Source organism: Natronomonas salina (genome assembly GCF_013391105.1).
In the GTDB taxonomy this organism is placed as follows: domain Archaea; phylum Halobacteriota; class Halobacteria; order Halobacteriales; family Haloarculaceae; genus Natronomonas; species Natronomonas salina.
This window is the reverse complement of sequence record NZ_CP058335.1, coordinates 2,481,827-2,498,446: the sequence shown is the minus strand read 5'-3', so window position 1 is coordinate 2,498,446 and position 16,620 is coordinate 2,481,827. Positions and strand designations below refer to the sequence as shown.

The 16,620-nt window shown below is 69.9% G+C and carries 14 protein-coding genes and 1 tRNA gene; 9 read left to right on the top strand and 6 right to left on the bottom strand.

The window, feature by feature from the left end; translation table 11 throughout:
- Positions 1–32 precede the first annotated feature (32 nt).
- Entirely contained in the window at positions 33–836 is an 804-nt protein-coding gene (gene pheA / locus HWV07_RS12980; RefSeq protein ID WP_178334708.1) for a prephenate dehydratase, read from the top strand.
- Between the two features lie 246 nt (positions 837–1,082).
- Positions 1,083–2,357 carry a CARDB domain-containing protein gene (locus tag HWV07_RS12975; RefSeq protein WP_178334707.1) on the top strand — a complete coding sequence of 425 codons (1,275 nt, stop codon included), beginning with the start codon at positions 1,083–1,085 and terminating at the stop codon, positions 2,355–2,357.
- A 12-nt stretch (positions 2,358–2,369) separates the two neighbouring features.
- Here the strand turns inward: HWV07_RS12975 and radA are convergent, their stop codons facing one another.
- The 6 genes from radA to HWV07_RS12945 all read right to left on the bottom strand — a co-directional run bounded on the left by radA (position 2,370) and on the right by HWV07_RS12945 (position 9,258).
- Entirely contained in the window at positions 2,370–3,404 is a 1,035-nt protein-coding gene (radA, locus tag HWV07_RS12970; RefSeq protein WP_178334706.1) for a DNA repair and recombination protein RadA, read from the bottom strand.
- A 116-nt stretch (positions 3,405–3,520) separates the two neighbouring features.
- Complete coding sequence (pspAB, locus tag HWV07_RS12965) at positions 3,521–4,123, bottom strand: PspA-associated protein PspAB (RefSeq protein WP_178334705.1); 603 nt, start codon at positions 4,121–4,123, stop codon at positions 3,521–3,523.
- A gap of 215 nt (positions 4,124–4,338) precedes the next feature.
- The gene (gene ligA / locus HWV07_RS12960; RefSeq protein WP_178334704.1) at positions 4,339–6,414 is read right to left on the bottom strand and encodes an NAD-dependent DNA ligase LigA; all 2,076 of its coding nucleotides are present in this window, start codon (positions 6,412–6,414) and stop codon (positions 4,339–4,341) included.
- Positions 6,415–6,487: 73 nt separating this feature from the next.
- Positions 6,488–7,600: a pyridoxal-phosphate-dependent aminotransferase family protein gene (locus tag HWV07_RS12955; RefSeq protein WP_178334703.1), complete on the bottom strand. Its 1,113-nt coding sequence runs from the start codon at positions 7,598–7,600 to the stop codon at positions 6,488–6,490.
- Positions 7,601–7,683: 83 nt separating this feature from the next.
- The gene (locus tag HWV07_RS12950; protein WP_178334702.1) at positions 7,684–8,874 is read right to left on the bottom strand and encodes an MFS transporter; all 1,191 of its coding nucleotides are present in this window, start codon (positions 8,872–8,874) and stop codon (positions 7,684–7,686) included.
- Between the two features lie 102 nt (positions 8,875–8,976).
- The gene (locus HWV07_RS12945; protein WP_178334701.1) at positions 8,977–9,258 is read right to left on the bottom strand and encodes a MarR family transcriptional regulator; all 282 of its coding nucleotides are present in this window, start codon (positions 9,256–9,258) and stop codon (positions 8,977–8,979) included.
- Between the two features lie 146 nt (positions 9,259–9,404).
- Here HWV07_RS12945 and HWV07_RS12940 point away from each other — a divergent pair, with 146 nt between their 5' ends.
- From HWV07_RS12940 to HWV07_RS12910, 7 genes are all read left to right on the top strand, one after another.
- Complete coding sequence (locus tag HWV07_RS12940; protein WP_178334700.1) at positions 9,405–9,722, top strand: EMC6-like membrane protein; 318 nt, start codon at positions 9,405–9,407, stop codon at positions 9,720–9,722.
- Positions 9,722–11,566, top strand: a complete 1,845-nt coding sequence (locus HWV07_RS12935) for a ribosome biogenesis/translation initiation ATPase RLI (RefSeq protein WP_178334699.1) — start codon at positions 9,722–9,724, stop codon at positions 11,564–11,566. Before HWV07_RS12940 ends, HWV07_RS12935 begins: the two co-directional genes overlap by 1 nt.
- A gap of 189 nt (positions 11,567–11,755) precedes the next feature.
- Positions 11,756–14,122: a DEAD/DEAH box helicase gene (locus tag HWV07_RS12930; protein ID WP_246279765.1), complete on the top strand. Its 2,367-nt coding sequence runs from the start codon at positions 11,756–11,758 to the stop codon at positions 14,120–14,122.
- A 47-nt stretch (positions 14,123–14,169) separates the two neighbouring features.
- Entirely contained in the window at positions 14,170–14,553 is a 384-nt protein-coding gene (locus tag HWV07_RS12925) for a Rid family detoxifying hydrolase (protein ID WP_178334698.1), read from the top strand.
- Complete coding sequence (locus tag HWV07_RS12920; protein ID WP_178332315.1) at positions 14,550–14,810, top strand: DUF7981 family protein; 261 nt, start codon at positions 14,550–14,552, stop codon at positions 14,808–14,810. Before HWV07_RS12925 ends, HWV07_RS12920 begins: the two co-directional genes overlap by 4 nt.
- A 56-nt stretch (positions 14,811–14,866) precedes the next feature.
- Positions 14,867–14,948 (top strand) — tRNA-Ser (locus HWV07_RS12915).
- A 623-nt stretch (positions 14,949–15,571) separates the two neighbouring features.
- Positions 15,572–16,567: a glycosyltransferase gene (locus HWV07_RS12910; RefSeq protein ID WP_178334697.1), complete on the top strand. Its 996-nt coding sequence runs from the start codon at positions 15,572–15,574 to the stop codon at positions 16,565–16,567.
- Positions 16,568–16,620: the final 53 nt, after the last annotated feature.

Below are 16,620 nucleotides of genomic sequence, written 5' to 3'. Positions count from 1 at the left end.
GCTTTTGCCACCCCGCCCGCTACCGGGGGGCAATGAAGGCGCTGACGCTCGGTCCGAAGGGGACGTACTCACACCGCGCGGCGATGTCGGTCGCCGACGAGATCGACTTCGTGGAGTCGGTGACCGGCATCGTCGAGGGGGTCTCCAGCGGCGAGTACGAGCGTGGGGTCATCCCCATCGAGAACAGCATCGAGGGGTCGGTGACGGAGTCGCTGGACGCGCTGGCCGACCGGAACGTCGCCATCGTCCGCGAGATCGTCACGCCGATCCAGCACGCCCTGCTCGCGCAGGCCAGCGAGTTCGACTCCGTCGCGAGTCACCCGCAGGCGCTGGCGCAGTGCCGCGAGTACCTCTCCCGGGAGTACCCCAGCGCCGCGACCGAGGCGGTCGCCTCGACGGCCCGAGGGGTCGAACGCGCCCGCGAGGACGCCTCCGTCGCCGCCATCGCGCACCCGGCCACCGCCGGCGACGACCTGAAGGTGCTCGCGAGGGACATCCAGGACAGTACCTCCAACGCCACCCGGTTCGTCGTCCTCGCCCCGGAGACCGAGCGCGACGACGCCGGCGGCAAGAGCACCGTCGTCGTCTACCCCAACACGAACTACCCGGGGCTGCTGCTCGAGATGCTCGAGCCCTTCGCCGACCGGGACATCAACCTCTCGCGGGTGGAGTCCCGCCCGAGCGGCGAGCGCCTCGGCGACTACATCTTCCACTTCGACTTCGCCGCCGGGCTGTACGAGGAGCGCGCCCAGGAGGCCGTCGACGAGCTCCGGGAAATCGCCTCGAACGGCTGGGTCCGGGTGCTGGGTTCCTACGACACCGAGCACGTTTTATAAAGGTCTCGGGGACGGCCGAGATTAAGAGCGGCTTTCCCTGGTGCTTCCACCGCGTTCCGGACCGGGGAGCGGCGGCTTTCGAGAACGAGGACGGGATACGGGACGGGCTCGACGAGTCTTCCGTATAGCGCCGCCGACCGCCCGGCCATCGGCGGAATCGTGCCACGGGGACACGTCACAATAGGACGCTGTTACCCGGTCTGATGCGTGCGTATAACAATCTGCTCGAGGTGTTTCGTGCCGGCAATGAGATCGGTCGCCGCGTTGAGTCTGGTCACAGTAGTGCTGCTCGGAGGCGTCGTCACCGGAGCCGTCATCACCGACGACGCCGGGGAGGTCGCACTCCCGTCTGACGCCGGACCGGGCGACGATGCCCCGGCGTCCCACGGCGACGCCGACCGACAGCCGTCCGCGACGACAGCCGGAGGCGATGCGAGCGACACGGCCAGCGACGACGAGTCGGCATCGACCGGCCAGCAGGGCGGTTCGATGGCGCAGGGGTCGTACTCCGAGGCGCCGAACGAGGACTACCAGAGCAACAACGACACCAACAACACCACCGACAACGATACGGGGTCGGGCGGCGGTCAGAACGACACCAACCAGTCGTCGCCGACGCCGGGGCCGGCGGACACGCCTACACCGACCCCGCAGCCGACCGACTCGCCCCAGCCTACCGAGACGGAGGCGGACGACGACGACGACGACGGCGGCTGGTTCTTCGATTCGCCGACGCCGGAGCCGACCGACACGCCGACACCGACCCCGCAACCGACCGACACGCCGTCGGCGGCCACCTTCGAGGTCGTCGACGCGCTCGGCAGCGATTCGGTGACCGTCGGCGAGTACGTCGAGGTGACCGCGATGGTGGAGAACCGGGGGGACCAGGCCGGGACCTACGAGACGGAACTGCAGGTCGACGGAGATCCGGTCGCGACGGAGGAGGTCTTCGTCGAGGGCGGCGACGTCCAGACGGTCACCTACCAGGTGCAGTTCGAGAACCCCGGCGAGTACGACGTCTCCGTCAACAACGCCGACGCCGGAACGGTGGAGGTGACGCCCCGCGAGACCGACCCCCAGGGTGGCGTGGAGGTCATCGACGCCGTGGTCCCGGCGGACATGGTCGAGTCGGGCGTCGAGACGACCGCCCGGGCGACGGTCGAGAACCCCACCGACCAGCAGCTCGAGGCGACGCTGAACGTGACCATCGACGGCGAGCAGGTCGCCCAGACCGAGGTGACGCTGGGGCCGGGCGAGCGGACCGAGGTGAGCATCCCCTTCGAGGCCCAGTCGGGGACCGTTGCGGTCAACGGCGTCGAAGCGGGCGAACTCCGGGTCGACGATTCGGTCGGGAACGACGAGGCCGAGTCCGCGGGGCCGAACGAGGAGTCCGGGATGGACCTGGGATTCCTCATCCTCGGGGCGGCGATCATCGTCGCCTGCGCCATCCTCGTGGCCGGAGCGGTCCGGTGGCAGAGCGACGACTCGATGCTCAGCAAGTTCGACGAACGGCGGCGGTGAGCCGGGACCCGGTTACTCGGGCTTGAGGCCCTCGCCCTTCACGCGCATGACCGCCTCGCCGTCGGGGAGGTTCGGGGCGTCGACGAGCTTGACGATGCGCTTGTCCTGCTTGGACTTCTTCAGGTACATCCGGAAGGTGGACTTGTGGCCGAGGATGTTGCCGCCGATGGGCTTCGTCGGGTCGCCGAAGAAGGCGTCGGGGTTCGACTGCACCTGGTTGGTGACGACGACGGCCGCGTTGTAGAGGTTGCCGACGCGGTCGATGTCGTGGAGGTGCTTGTTGAGCTTCTGCTGTCGGTCGGCGAGTTCGCCACGGCCGACGTACTCCGCGCGGAAGTGGGCGGTCAGCGAGTCGACGCAGAGCAGGCGGACGGGGTACTCCTCGTCCTCGTACTCCGCGGCGATCTCCTTGGCCTTCTCGGCCAGCAGGATCTGGTGGTTGGAGTTGAACGCCTTCGCGACGTGGATCTTGTCGAGGAACGACTCGACGAGCTCCGTCATCGCGGCCTCGTCGCCGGGCGAGCCCTCGATCTCGCGCTGGTCCATCGCGGCCTGGATGACGTCGTCGTCGAGGCCGCGGACCATCTCGTCGATCCGCTCGGGACGGAACGTGTCCTCGCTGTCGACGAAGATGCAGCGACCGTGCAGCCCGCCGACCTCCTTCGGGAGCTGGACGTTCACCGCGAGCTGGTGGGTGACCTGGGACTTGCCGGCGCCGAACTCGCCGTACACCTCGGTGATCGACTGGGTCTCGACGCCGCCGCCGAGCATCTCGTCGACCTCGGGGATGAGCCACTCGAGCTTGCCGATCTGTTCGCGGCGCTCGAGGACCGAGGCGCCGGTCTCGAAGCCCCCGATGTCGGCCGCCTCTCGGGCGGCCTGGATGATGTCGTTGGCGTTGGATTCGCCGACGTCGGCGGTGTTGGAGAGCTCGCCGGGACTGGCGACCGCGAGGCTCTGGTAGGAGTCGTAGCCGTTCTCGCTGAGCTTCTCTGCGGTGGCGGGACCGACACCCGGCAGGTCTTCGAGGTCTGCGGTTGCTGCCATGGACGTTCCTCTGTCCGCACGGTACATAAAGGCTCGTTAACACCCAAGTGAAAGTGAAACTGGCAGCCGTGACGGGGGCGCCGTCGTCGGGTCGCCGAAGGTTTAGAAGCGAGGCGTCAGCCCCAGGGGTGGGCGTCGCCCTCGGGCCACATCGGGTACCAGTAGGCGGTGTCGTCCTCGACCTCCAGCTCGCCGTCGAGGACGCTCTCGAGCTTGAACTCGACCTTCTGGTCGCGCTCGTGGTTGCCCGTCGGGATGAACGGATAGAACGCCCCGCGCCGGAAGGAGTACACCCAGTAGGCGGTCTTCTCGTCGCGGTCGAAGGCGAACAGCGCCGCCAGCAGCCGCGACCCGAACCCCGCCTCGACGAGCGTGTCGGCGGCGAAGTGGACGCTCGTCACCAGGCTCTCGAAGTCCGAGTCGTGGAGGACGACCCAGTGGTAGCCGTGGCTGTCCTCGACGAAGTCCGCGGTCGTCCCCGCTTCCTCCTCGCCGAGTTCCAGGATTGCCTCCACCTCATCGCGGGCGCGCGAGAAGGCAGTGCTGTCGACGTTGGCGAAGCAGAGCGCCGCGTCGCCCGTCGGGGCGAAGTCGAGGTCCGCCTCCATCGTCAGGTACGCCGTCGACATGCCGAAGAGGTCCTCCGGGTCGGCGTCGCGGCTGGCGTCGGCCTCCGCGCTCAACCCCAGGACCTGCCGGATCGAATCGAACACTCCCATTGCCGATGCTCCGTGCGCGCGACGCTTATACGCGGCGCTGCCGGGCGACGGTTCATGTAGGAGGACGCGGCCAGCGGCGCCGTGCCCTGAGCCATCGACGCCAGTCCGCCGGAGCAGGTGCGCGGGACACGGGCTGGCGAACGCGAGGTTTCGAGCGCAGCGAGAAACCTCGACGCGAGCGGTCAACGCCGCGAGCGAGCCGTCCCGCCTGTTCGCTACACGTCGATGCCGTGTTCGTCGAGGAGCGCCTCGAACTCCGTCCGGTCGACGATCGGGACGTCGTTGGCCTCGGCGTCGTCGCGCTTGCTCTGCCCCGGGTTCTCGCCGGCGACGAGGTAGTCCGTGTTGCCGGAGACGCTGGAGGTCGCCGACCCACCGTTGGCCTCGACCAGCTCCTGGGCCTCGCCGCGGGTGAGGTCCTCCAGCGACCCGGTGAAGACGAACGTCAGTCCCTCGAGCGCGTCACCCGCGGTCTCGGCCGCCTGCGGTTCGACGCCGCGCTCGCGGAGCGCCGCGACGACCTCGCGGTTCCGCTCGCTGTCGAAGAACTCGGCGATCTCCTCGGCCACGGTCGGACCGACGCCGTCGACCGCCTGGAGCTCCTCGGCGGACGCGTCCATCACCGCGTCGAGCGTCCCGAAGTGTCGTGCGATGTCGGCCGCGGTCGTCGGGCCGACCTCGGGGACGCCTAGCGCCGACAGGAAGTCCGCCAGCGGCGGCTCCTTGCTGGCCTCCAGTTCGGCGAGCAGGTTCTCGGCGCTGCGCTCGCCCCAGCCCTCGAGGTCGGCCAGCTCCGCAACGGTCAGGTCGTAGAGGTCTGGCAGCCCCTCGACCAGTCCCTCGTCGATCAGCTGGTCGACGGCCTTCTCGCCGAGGCCCTCGACGTCCAGTCCGGTCCGCGAGGCGTAGTGCTGGACGGCCCGGCGGAGCTGGGCGGGGCAGGCCACCCCGCCGGTGCAGAACGCCATCGGGCCCTCCCGCTCGACCGCGCTGTCGCAGACCGGACACTGGTCGGGGAACTCGAAGTGGCCGTCGCCCTCGGACTCGACGACCTCCTCGACGTAGGGGATGACGTCGCCCGCACGCTTGAGCCGGACTTTGTCGCCGAGCGCGACGCCGAGCTCGGCGATCTGCTCGGGGTTGTGCAGGGAGGCCCGAGAGACCTCCACGCCGCCGACCTCGACGGGGTCGAGCAGCGCCACGGGCGTCAGCCGGCCCGTCCGGCCGACCTGGACGACGACGTCCCGGACGGTCGTCACCTCGCTCCGCGCGGGGAACTTGTAGGCGTAGGCCCACCGCGGCGCCCGCGCGGTCGACCCCAGCAGGTCGCAGGCGTCGTGGTCGTCGATCTTAATCACGGTCCCGTCGATCTCGTAGTCGAGGTCGTCTCGAGCGTCGAGCATCTCGTCGCGGAACGCAACGGCGCCGTCGACGCCGTCGACCGGTCGCGTGTGGTCGTCGACGCGGAACCCCCACTCGGCGACGGTCTCGTGTTCCTCGACCCGCGTCTCGAAGCCGTAGCCGCCGTCGTCGAGCACGTCGAAGACGAAGCAGTCCAGCGGCCGCTCGGCGGTGATGGAGGGGTCGAGCTGTCGGAGGGTGCCGGCGGCCGCGTTCCGGGGGTTGGCGAAGGGGTCGTCGCCGCGCTCGATGCGCTCGCGGTTGTACTGCTGGAAGGCGTCCTTCGGCATGAACACCTCGCCGCGGACCGCGAGGAAGTCGGGGTGGTCGCCGCGGAGCTCCAGCGGCACCGACCGGATCGTCCGGACGTTGGCGGTCACGTCGTCGCCGCGCTGGCCGTCGCCGCGGGTGGCCGCCCGCTGCAGTTCGCCGTCCTCGTAGACCAGTTCGACGGAGAGGCCGTCGAACTTCGGCTCGCAGAGGTAGTCGACGGCCCCCTCGTACCCCTCGCTCGCCAGCCGGTCGCGGACCCGCCGGTCGAACTCGCGGACGTCGGCCTCCTCGACCGAGGAGTCGATCGACAGCATCGGCGTGACGTGCTCGACGGTCTCGAGTTCGTCGAGCGGCTCGCCGCCGACGCGCTGCGTCGGGCTCGTCTCGGACTGCAGGTCGAACTCGGCCTCGAGGTCCTGGAGGCGCGAGAAGAGCCGGTCGTACGTGCGGTCGGAGACGGCCGGGTCGGCCCGCTGGTAGTACCGCTCGTCGTGGTAGCGGATCGCCTCGCGGAGCAACTCGACCTGCTCGCGGGCCGCCGCCTCGTCGAGCTCCTCGACGGGCGTGAAGTCGAGGGGCGGGTCCCAGACGTAGGGGTTGTCCTGCGGCTCGTCCATTGACGGGGCATCGGCAGCCCGGGGCAAAAAGTCGGCCGTCTCGCTCCGCGACCGGTCGGACCTGCCCGTCGGGCTACAGCCCGGCGACGTCTTCGATGGCGTCGGTCAGCGCCCGGATGCTCTCGACGTCGTGCTCGCCCATGTGGCCGATGCGGAACGTCTGCTCGCCGAGCTGGGAGCCGTAGCCGTTCGAGAAGACCATGTCGTACTCCTCGGAGACCGTCTCGATGGTCCCGGCGACGTCGATGCCCTGGGTGTTCTCGATGCAGGCGACGGTCTGGGACTCGTAGCCCTCCTCGGGGAACACGTCGAAGTGCTCGCGGGCCCACTCCCGTGTGTACTCGGCCATCTCGCGGTGGCGCTCGTCGCGGGCCTCGTGGCCCTCCTCGAGCATGTGCTTCATCTGCTTGCGGTAGGCCAGCATGACGGGGATGGCGGGCGTCGAGTGGGTCTGGCCCTTCCGGTCGTAGTAGTCCAGCGAGCGCTGGAAGCCGCCGTACCACGACGCGGAGTCCTTCTCGAGTTCGCGCTCGTAGGCCTCGTCGCTGACGACGCAGACCGCCACGCCAGGCGGCATCGCGAAGGCCTTCTGGACCGACGTGAAGATGACGTCGATGCCGTGGGCGTCGATGTCGACGTAGTCGCCGCCCAGCGCCGAGACGGCGTCGACGACGAAGTAGGTCTCGGGGTACTCGTCGACGACGTCGCCGATCTCCTCGATGGGGTTGCGGACGCCGGTCGAGGACTCGTTCATCACACAGGTTACGGCGTCGTAGTCCGCGTCGGCGGACTCGAGGCGCTCGCGGACGTCCTCGGGCTTGACCGCCTGCCCCCACTCGTACTCGAGTGTGTCGACGTCCTTGCCGAGGCGCTCTGCGACGTTGGCCTGCCGCTCGCTGAAGCTGCCGCAGGTCGTACAGAGGACGTTCTCGTCGACGAGGTTGAGGATCGAACTCTCCATGAACTCGGTGCCGGAGGCGGTGAGGACGATCACCTCGTTGTCGGTGCCGAGGAACTCCTTGGTGTCCTCGACGACGGTCGTGTAGAGGTCGGTCATCCGGTCCATCCGGTGGCCGAACATCGGTTCACACATCGCCTCGACGACGTCCTCGCGGACCTCGGTCGGCCCCGGGATGTACAGCGTCTTGTCGGGATAGTCGTCCCTGTATTCGCGTTTCTCGGTCACGGAAACCACCTGAGTGGGTGTACCCTCGCGGCCGGGCGGCATGGTAGTTTTGATGCCCGCCGCGCGCCGACGGCCGGGCGGCGCTACTCCGGCGTCCCGAACGTCGCCGTCGGGTCGGGGACGACCCGGACCAGCACCGGGAGCGCGACGAGGACGATGCCCATCTCCAGGCCGCCGGCGACGGCGAACGCCGTGAAGAAGTCGAAGCGGGAGGCGACGCCGCCGCCGACGATGACGCCGCCGAGGAAGCCGAGGCTGCCGAAGATGTTGAACCCGCCCATGGCGGCGCCGCGCTCGCCGGCGGCGGCCATGTCGGTGACCAGCGCCATCGTCGCGGGCGCGACCAGCGCCCCGAGGACGCCGACGACGACCATGCCGGCGGCGGCGAGTTGGACGGTCGGCGCCAGCCCGACGCCCAGGATGGCCAGCCCGTAGCCGACCGACCCGGCGACGATGGGGACGACCCGGCCCACGCGGTCCGAGAGCATCCCCATGGGGTACTGGAGCAGCGCGAACGGCGCGAAGAAGCAGGCGAGGACGAGCCCGGTCGCCATGGGGTCGAGGTCGAAGGTCTCCCGGAAGTAGTACGTCCCGACGAGCCCGAAGAAGCCGGCGGTGAAGCGGTCGGCGAACCCAAAGGCATAGGGGATCGCGAGTTCGGGCGTCCGGCGGAGGCCCGCGAAGACGTCCCCGAGACTGCGGCCGTTCGAGGGGGCGCGGTCCCGGACGGTCGCCATCGCGAGGGCGACGGCCAGCAGGAGGACGGCCGAGGCGGCGATCGGCGCCAGCGGTCCGACCGAGTACAGCGCGCCGCCGATGGGGGCGCCGAGGGCCGCGCCGGCGCCGATGGCGATGCCCGCCGCGCCCATGTTCCGGCCGTGGCCGCCCTCGAGGTCCATCAGCATCGTGATGGCCAGCGAGAAGGCGCCGATGGTGAACGACCCCTCGAGGAACCGGAGGGCCAGCGCCAGCCGGAAGTCGCCGACGCCGGCGACGACGACGACGCCGAGGAGCGCGAGGTAGGCGACGGCCCCGCCGAGCGCGCCGGAAACGATGAACGGGACCCGGCGGCCGGCGCGGTCGGAGAGGGCGCCCCACACCGCCGAGAAGAGGACGAAGGCGGCCAGCTGGACCGCGAGGAACGCGGTGCCGGCGTCGAGCGTCGGGGCGCCGCCCAGCGCCGCGACGAGGTCCTCGACGCCCGGGTACACCAGCAGCTGCGTGAACAGGACGACGAAGACGACGGCCGCCAGGCGGGCGCGCTCGAGGTTCACGTCCGAGCTAGGAGCGGGGCGGATTATCTACCCTGCGACACGCGGGCGACACCGGACGGTGGCCGGTTCGCGGAGCGACGGTCGGTCGGCGGAGAATGGCGGTCAGTCGTCGCAGCAGGCGGGGTCGGTGCCGCCGTCGGCGGTCGCCTCCACGGGCTCGCTGAGCTCGTAGAGGTTCTGCCGGGCGTCGGCGAAGTAGACGTCCTCGGAGACGACGTCGATGTCCTCGAGCCGTTCGAGGGCGTAGCGGACGGTCCGGGCCGACAGCATCGACTCCTCGACGATGCCCTTCTGGGTCATCGGACCGTTGTACTCGAGCACTTTGAAGACGAGTTTCGCGCTTGGCGGAAGGTCCGAGAGTTCTTCCCCGTCAGAATCAGCCATCTGTACCGGCACAGACGTGAGCCAGCGGTATAAAGATTGAGGCAGACGCGGCTCTCGAGGCCGTTGCGGCCCGCGGACCCGCGCGGAGGCGGGGGCGTCGTCCCCGGAACGAACGCCTTTTGGCGGTGGGTCGTCGAAGAGGGAACATGGCTACCGAATCGGCCGAACGCCGGGTCGCCCACGTCCGCGGGGTGACGGTCACGGCGCTGGCGTGTCTCGCTGGCGTCGTCGCGGCGGTCGTCTCCTCGGCCGTCGCCAGCGGCGCGACCGACACCCTCGGGGTGTACGTCCTGGCCGCCGCCGTCATCGTGCAGTTCCCGCTCCACCGGGTCCTCGAGCAGGCCGGCGTCGAACTCGACGTCGACGACTTCGGCCCGAAGGACTACCTGTACGTCGCGTTCATGACGTTCGCGCTCTGGTTCGTCTGCTGGACGATCCTCCTCACCACCGGAGCGAGCGTCTGATGGCGGACGACAGCATCGCCGTCGTCGACCTCGACCGCTGTCAGCCCGACCGGTGCAACTACGAGTGCGCCAACTACTGCCCGCCGAACCGGACGGGCAAGGAGTGCATCGTCACCCGGGAGGAGCGCTACGAGGACGACGACATGTACGCCGGCGGCCCCGACCAGGTGTCGATCTCCGAGGAGATCTGCCTGGGCGAGACCTGCGGCATCTGCGTCGAGAAGTGCCCCTTCGACGCCCTCGAGATCATCAACCTCCCCCAGGAGCTCGACGAGGAGCCCACCCACCGCTACGGCGAGAACGCCTTCTCGCTGTACGGGCTCCCCGCGCCCCAGGAGGGCCGCGTCACCGGCATCCTCGGGCCGAACGGTATCGGGAAGACGACCGCCGTCCACATCCTCGCCGCCGAGATCACGCCGAACCTCGGGGACTTCCAGTCCGAACCCGACTGGGACGCCGTCCTCGACGAGTACCGCGGCACGGAACTCCAGGAGTACCTCGAGGACCTCCGGGAGGGCGACGTCACCGTCGCCCGCAAGCCGCAGTACGTCGACAAGATCCCGGACACCTTCGACGGGAAGACCAGCGAGCTGCTCGCCGGCGTCGACGAGCGCGGCGTCGCCGACGACCTCGTCGAGCGCCTCGGCATCGAGCCGATCGTCGACCAGCCCATCGACACGCTCTCCGGCGGCGAGCTCCAGCGCGTCGCCATCGCCGCCACGCTCGTCCGGGACGCCGACTTCTACTTCCTCGACGAGATCACGCCGTACCTCGACATCGGCCAGCGCGTCACCGCCGCGCGGCTCATCCAGCAGCTCTCCGCCGAGGGCCGCTCGATGCTCGTCGTCGAGCACGACCTCGCGGTGCTGGACCTCCTGGCCGACGCCCTCCACGTCGCCTACGGCGAACCCGGCGCCTTCGGCGTCGTCACGCCGCCGAAGTCGACGAAGTCGGGCATCAACGAGTACCTGGAGGGGTACCTCGAGAACGAGAACATGCGCATCCGGCCGAACGCCATCGAGTTCGAGGAGCACGCCCCCCGGACGGCCTCCCGCGGCGAGACGCTCGTCGAGTACCCCGACATGACGAAGTCCTACGGCGACGGCGAGTTCACCCTCGAGGTCGACGGCGGCGAGATCCGCGAGAACGAGGTCCTCGGCATCGTCGGCCCGAACGGCATCGGCAAGTCCACGTTCGCGAAGCTGCTCGCCGGCCGGCTGGAGCCCGACGAGGGCGAGTTCGACGCCCGCCTGGACATCTCCTACAAGCCGCAGTACGTCGAGATCGACCAGCACATGCGCGTCGACGCGTTCCTCCGGTCGATCACCGACGACTTCGGCTCCTCGTACTGGAACACCGAGATCGCCCAGCCGCTCCAGCTCGAGCGCATCATGGAGCAGAACCTCACCGACCTCTCCGGCGGCGAGCGCCAGCGCGTCGCCATCGCGGCCTGCCTCTCGAAGGAGGCGGACCTCTACCTGCTCGACGAGCCCTCGGCCCACCTCGACGTCGAGCAGCGCGTCCTCGCGACGCGGGCCATCCGCCGCTACACGGAGACCAACGACAAGACGGCGATGGTCATCGACCACGACATCTACATGATCGACCTGCTGGCCGACCGCCTGCAGGTCTTCGAGGGCGAACCCGCCGAGTTCGGCCGCGCCGGCCGCCCCGTCGGCATGCGCGAGGGCATGAACACGTTCCTGTCGAACCTCGACGTCACGTTCCGCCGCGACGAGCGGACCGGCCGACCGCGGATCAACAAGCCCGACTCCCAGAAGGACCGCGAGCAGAAGCAGGCCGGCGAGTACTACTACGCGCCGACCGACGACGACGAGGAGTAGGACGTCGCCGACTTTCGGTAGGTTTTCTATCGATTTCAGAGTCGGGTGGTTGGTCGCAACCTCGCCAGCAGCCACCCGATTCGAACCGGTCCAACCGCAACGAAGCCGGGCCGGAACACGCCCCCGAAACACCCCCGGAAACGTTCCGGAAGAGAAGCGCTTTTCGTCGCTGAGTTCGCCGGTCCAGTAGTGGCAACCTCCGCCGGCATCGAGGACATCCTCCCCGAGTTCGCGGACGTCTTCCCCTTCGAGTCGTTCAACGACATGCAGGAGGAGGCGCTGGACGCCGTCCTCGGGACCGACGAGAACGTCGTCGTCAGCGCGCCGACCGCCAGCGGGAAGACCGCGCTCGCGGAGCTGGCGATCTGTCGGGCACTGCGGAACGACGGCACCGCGCTGTTCCTCGCACCGCTGCGGGCGCTGACCAACGAGAAGGAGTCGGAGTGGGAGCGCTTCGAGGAGCTGGGCTACTCCGTCTACGTCGTCACCGGCGAGCGGGACCTGAACCCCCGCCGCGCCGAGCGGGCTGACATCCTCGTGATGACGCCGGAGAAGGCCGACTCGGCGACCCGGAAGCACGACTCGCCGCGGTACTCCTTCGTGACGGACGTCGACTGCTGCGTCATCGACGAGGTGCACCTGCTGGACTCGGACCGCCGCGGGGCGGTCCTGGAGGTCACCATCTCGCGGCTCCGCCGGCTCTGCGACCCGCGGGTGGTGGCGCTGTCGGCGACGATGCCGAACGTCGAGGACGTCGCCGACTGGCTCGACGCGCCGCCGGAGTGCACCTTCGAGTTCGGCGACGAGTACCGGCCGGTGCCGCTGTCGGCGTCGGTCGAGACGTACGCCCACGGCGACAACGCCTTCGCGGACAAGTACCGGCGGCTCTACCGGGCGCTGGACCTCTCGCAGCCGCACATCGAGGACGGCGGGCAGGCGCTCGTCTTCGTCGCCTCGCGGCAGGACACCGTCCGCGCCGCGGAGAAGGCCCGGGACGTCATCGCCGAGCGCGACGTCGAGATGGGCTCCCGCGGCGACTACGACTTCCACACGGACGCCCAGGACCTGAACAACGACACGCTGCGGCAGTCCGTGGTCGACGGCGTCGGCTTCCACCACGCCGGCCTCGCGAAGGAGGACAAGGACCGCGTCGAGGACTGGTTCAAGGAGGGCAAGATACAGCTGCTCTTCTCCACCTCGACGCTGGCCTGGGGCGTCAACCTCCCGGCCCGCTGCGTCGTCATCCGCGACACGAAGCTCCACGACCCCCTCGAGGGCGAGGTGGACATGAGCCCGCTGGACATCCTCCAGATGCTGGGCCGCGCCGGGCGGCCGGGCTACGACGACGCGGGCTACGCTTACGTGGTCTGCGACGGCGCCGACGCCGAGAAGTACCGACAGCTCCTCCGGGACGGCAAGCCCATCGAGTCGCGGCTCGCCGAGGACCTCGACTCCCACCTCAACGCCGAGATCGCGCTGGGCGTCGTCGACGACATCGAGGACGTGATGGACTGGCTGGAGACGACCTTCTACTACGCGCGCGCACAGAGCGCCCCGGAGCAGTACGACGACAGCGACTCGCTGCGCGACCGGGTGTCGGCGACGCTGGCGCGGCTCGTCGACGGCGGCTTCGTCGACCAGTCCGGCCTGGAGATCGAGCCCACCGCGCTCGGCCAGCTCGCCTCGCAGTTCTACCTCCGGCTCGACACCGCCGAGAACTTCCACCGGCTCTGCGAGCGCGCCGCCGCCGAGGACACGCCCGACATCGACGACTCGGCGGTCCTCCGGACGGTCGCCGAGGCCGGGGAGTTCGACAGCGTCTCGGCGCGCCGCGACGAGCGGGAGGCCTTCGGCGCGGTCCTCGGCGGCGAGGCCGACGACCTCGACCCGAGCAACCGGAAGGTCCTGGCCATCCTCCGGGCGGGGATGTCGGGGACGACGCCGGCGGAACTGCAGAGCGACGCCTGGGTCATCCGGCAGAACGCCCTGCGGATGGTCGCGGCGCTGCGGGCGTTCTGCGAGCGGTTCGCCGCGCCGCGGGACGCCAACCTCGTGCGTCGAATCGAAGCGAGGGTCGAACACGGCATCAGCAGCGAGGCGGTCGGGCTCACCGCCATCGAGGGCGTCGGGAAGGGCCGCGCGCAGAAACTGGCCAAAGAGGGCCTGGAGACCCCCGATGACGTCAGGCGGGCCGGCGTCTCGGGGCTCGTCGACGCCGGGCTCTCGGAGGGCGTCGCCGAGCGAGTCCTCGAGCAGGCCCGCGCGCTCCCGGCCCTCGATTTCGAGTGGAGCGACGTCCCGGAGACCATCGCCCGCGGGGAGAACACGATGGGCGAGGTGACGGTGACCAACGGGAACGACGGCGCGCCGGCGGGCGTCCGCGTGACCGTCAACGGAATCGAGATGTCCCGGGAGACCCGCTACCTCGGCGAGACGACGGTCCCGGTCGGCGTCTTCGGCGGCGACGCCGAGGAGCTCACCTACACCGTCGAGGTGGCGTTCTCCGAGTTGCCGCTGCTGCCGGTCTCGGACAGCCGGACGGTCCGCGTGGAGTAGCGACGACAGCCGCCCGTTTTTTGTCCGCGCGCGCCGCACCGGGAGGTATGCCCAAAGAGACCGTCCACACCGACAGCGCGCCGGCGGCGGCGGGCGCGTACAGCCAGGCGACGACGACCGACGACCTTGTGTTCACCGCGGGGCAGATCGCCCTGACGCCCGACGGCGACTCGCTGGCCGACGAGCCGGTCGACGTCCAGACCGAGCGGGCCCTCGACAACCTCGCGGCGGTGCTGGAGGAGGCCGGCGCGGGCCTCGACGACGTCCTCAAGACGACGGTGTACCTCGCGGACATCGACGACTTCGAGGCGATGAACGAGGCCTACGCCGACTACTTCGAGTCGCAGCCGCCGGCCCGGTCGGCGGTGCAGGCGGGCGCCCTCCCGCTGGGGATGAGCGTCGAGATCGAGGCGGTCGCCACCCGGTCGTGACCGTGACCGCTGACGCCGGCGGAACAGGTCGGCGCCGGTCGGCCGTGCTGTGGGGCGCTGTCGGCGCGCTGCTCTTCCTGGTCCTCCACCAGGGGTACCTGCTGCTCGACGGCGCGTTCCTCGGCGTCGGCCCCGTCTCGGCGGTGGCCGCCGCCGTCTTCGCGGTCACGACCGCCGCGAGCTACTACGCCGCGGGCCGCCGCGAGGCGTTCGACCCCGGGGCGGCGACCGCCGAACGGCGCGACGGCAGCGAGTGACACGCCGGACGGGAACGCGAAGCCTTTAAACGGTCCACTCCGGTAGGTTGGGGTGAGCCAGGATGGCCGAACGGTAAGGCGCACGCCTGGAAAGCGTGTTCCCTTTCGGGATTCTGGGTTCAAATCCCAGTCCTGGCGTTTCTGTGGCGAACCGAGTGGACGACGCCCAGCGAGAGCGTATCGTGAGGCAGGACGTCGACTGACCGAACGGGCGGCGCCGACGGCAGCAGGCGAACGAATCCGGTTTCAGGCACAGAATCTGAGGACGGTCGTCCATCACAGTGACTCCCGGTTACTTCGATGCGAGTGAACTGTCGTGAGAACGGCGCTAGGGAGTGATTAGCGCCGTTCGAATCGAGTCCCTCGACGGATGCGGTCGGCCATCGTCGACCGGACGAAGACCGCTTCTACCCGCTCGAACTGGGCGGTCGCGTATCGACTGCGGAGCGTTCGTCGTCCCGTAACACGCCGGTTTCTGGAGGCCATCAGGGCGATCACGAGACCGCGACGATAGGCGCTGCAGCCCCCGTGTTTTACCTGAGGTAACCGTCGACGAGCGGGCGGTACGGAACTGCAAAAGGGAATCTAGGGAGCGTTACAGGGTCACATGTTCGGCTATCCGTGACATAACAATGTGTCCGCCCTCCGTCGGTACTGCCCGTGATGAGTTCGAGTCCACCGGTGTGGCCATCGGCTCCGGGGGAGCCGTGTCGAACTGGCGGGGCTGGGCGCGAAGCAACCGCGGGACGGCCGGTCGACGGATGACGGCCCCCGAGACGCGAGTGGTGTCGGCCCGGCCGGCCGCCCCGGTCGACCTGTCGGTGCTCAGCCTCGTGACGACGCCCGAGGTGGCGTCCTACGCCGACCAACTGCGAGCGCTCTCGGAGCTGGGCGTCGAGACGACCGTCCTGTCGGCGACCGGCGACGGAGACGGCGACTGCCCGAAGAGTCGGTCCGACGGGGACGCCCGGCGGCTGGCGGCGGGGGTCGTCGACCGGCCGCTCGGGGAGTACGACCTGCTCCACGCGAACCACGGCCGGACGGGGGCGGCGGCGCTGGCTCAGACCGACCTGCCGGTGGTGCTGTCGCTGTGGGCGTCCGAACGGCGCGCAGGGGACGGCGTTTCGAGCCGGCACGCGGCGAGCCGCGCCGACGCCGTGGTGGTCCCGTCGGAGGCGATGGGCCAGGCGCTGGACCGGGACTACGAGGTGATTCCGCGGGGCGTCGACCTCGATAGAGTCCGTCCACAGCCGCCCGGCGAGGCGCGGGCCGCGGTGGGGTGGGACGACGACGCCAGACACGTCGTCCAGCCGGCGCTGTCGTCGGAGGGTCGCGGGGTCCACGACCTGACGGCGGAGGCTGTCGAAGCCGCCGAACGGCGGCTCGGCGAGCCGGTCGACCTCCACACGCTCGACCGGCGAGTCCCGTACGGCGAGAGGGCGATCTACCTGAGTGCGGCGGACGCGATGGTCCTGCCCTCGCGGTCCGAGCGGTCCTCCACCGCGGCGGCGGAGGCGATGGCCTGCAACCTGCCCGTGGTGGCGACGGACGACTGCGACGTCGCCGGGCGGCTGGCGGCGGTCGAACCCTCGCCGGTCTGTGGGTCGGCGTCGGCGGTCCCCGGGGCGCTGGTCGAAGTGCTCCGCCGGGGGGAGCGCTCGACCGGCCGGGCGTACGCCCGGGAACTGCACACCGAGCGGACGGCCTGGCGCGTCCTGGGGGTCTACCGGGACGTCCTCGACCTGGATTCGGCCTGACTGCGCCGGGGATCCGTCGGCCCGGGCCGGACGGATTAAAGCCGCCGTGAATG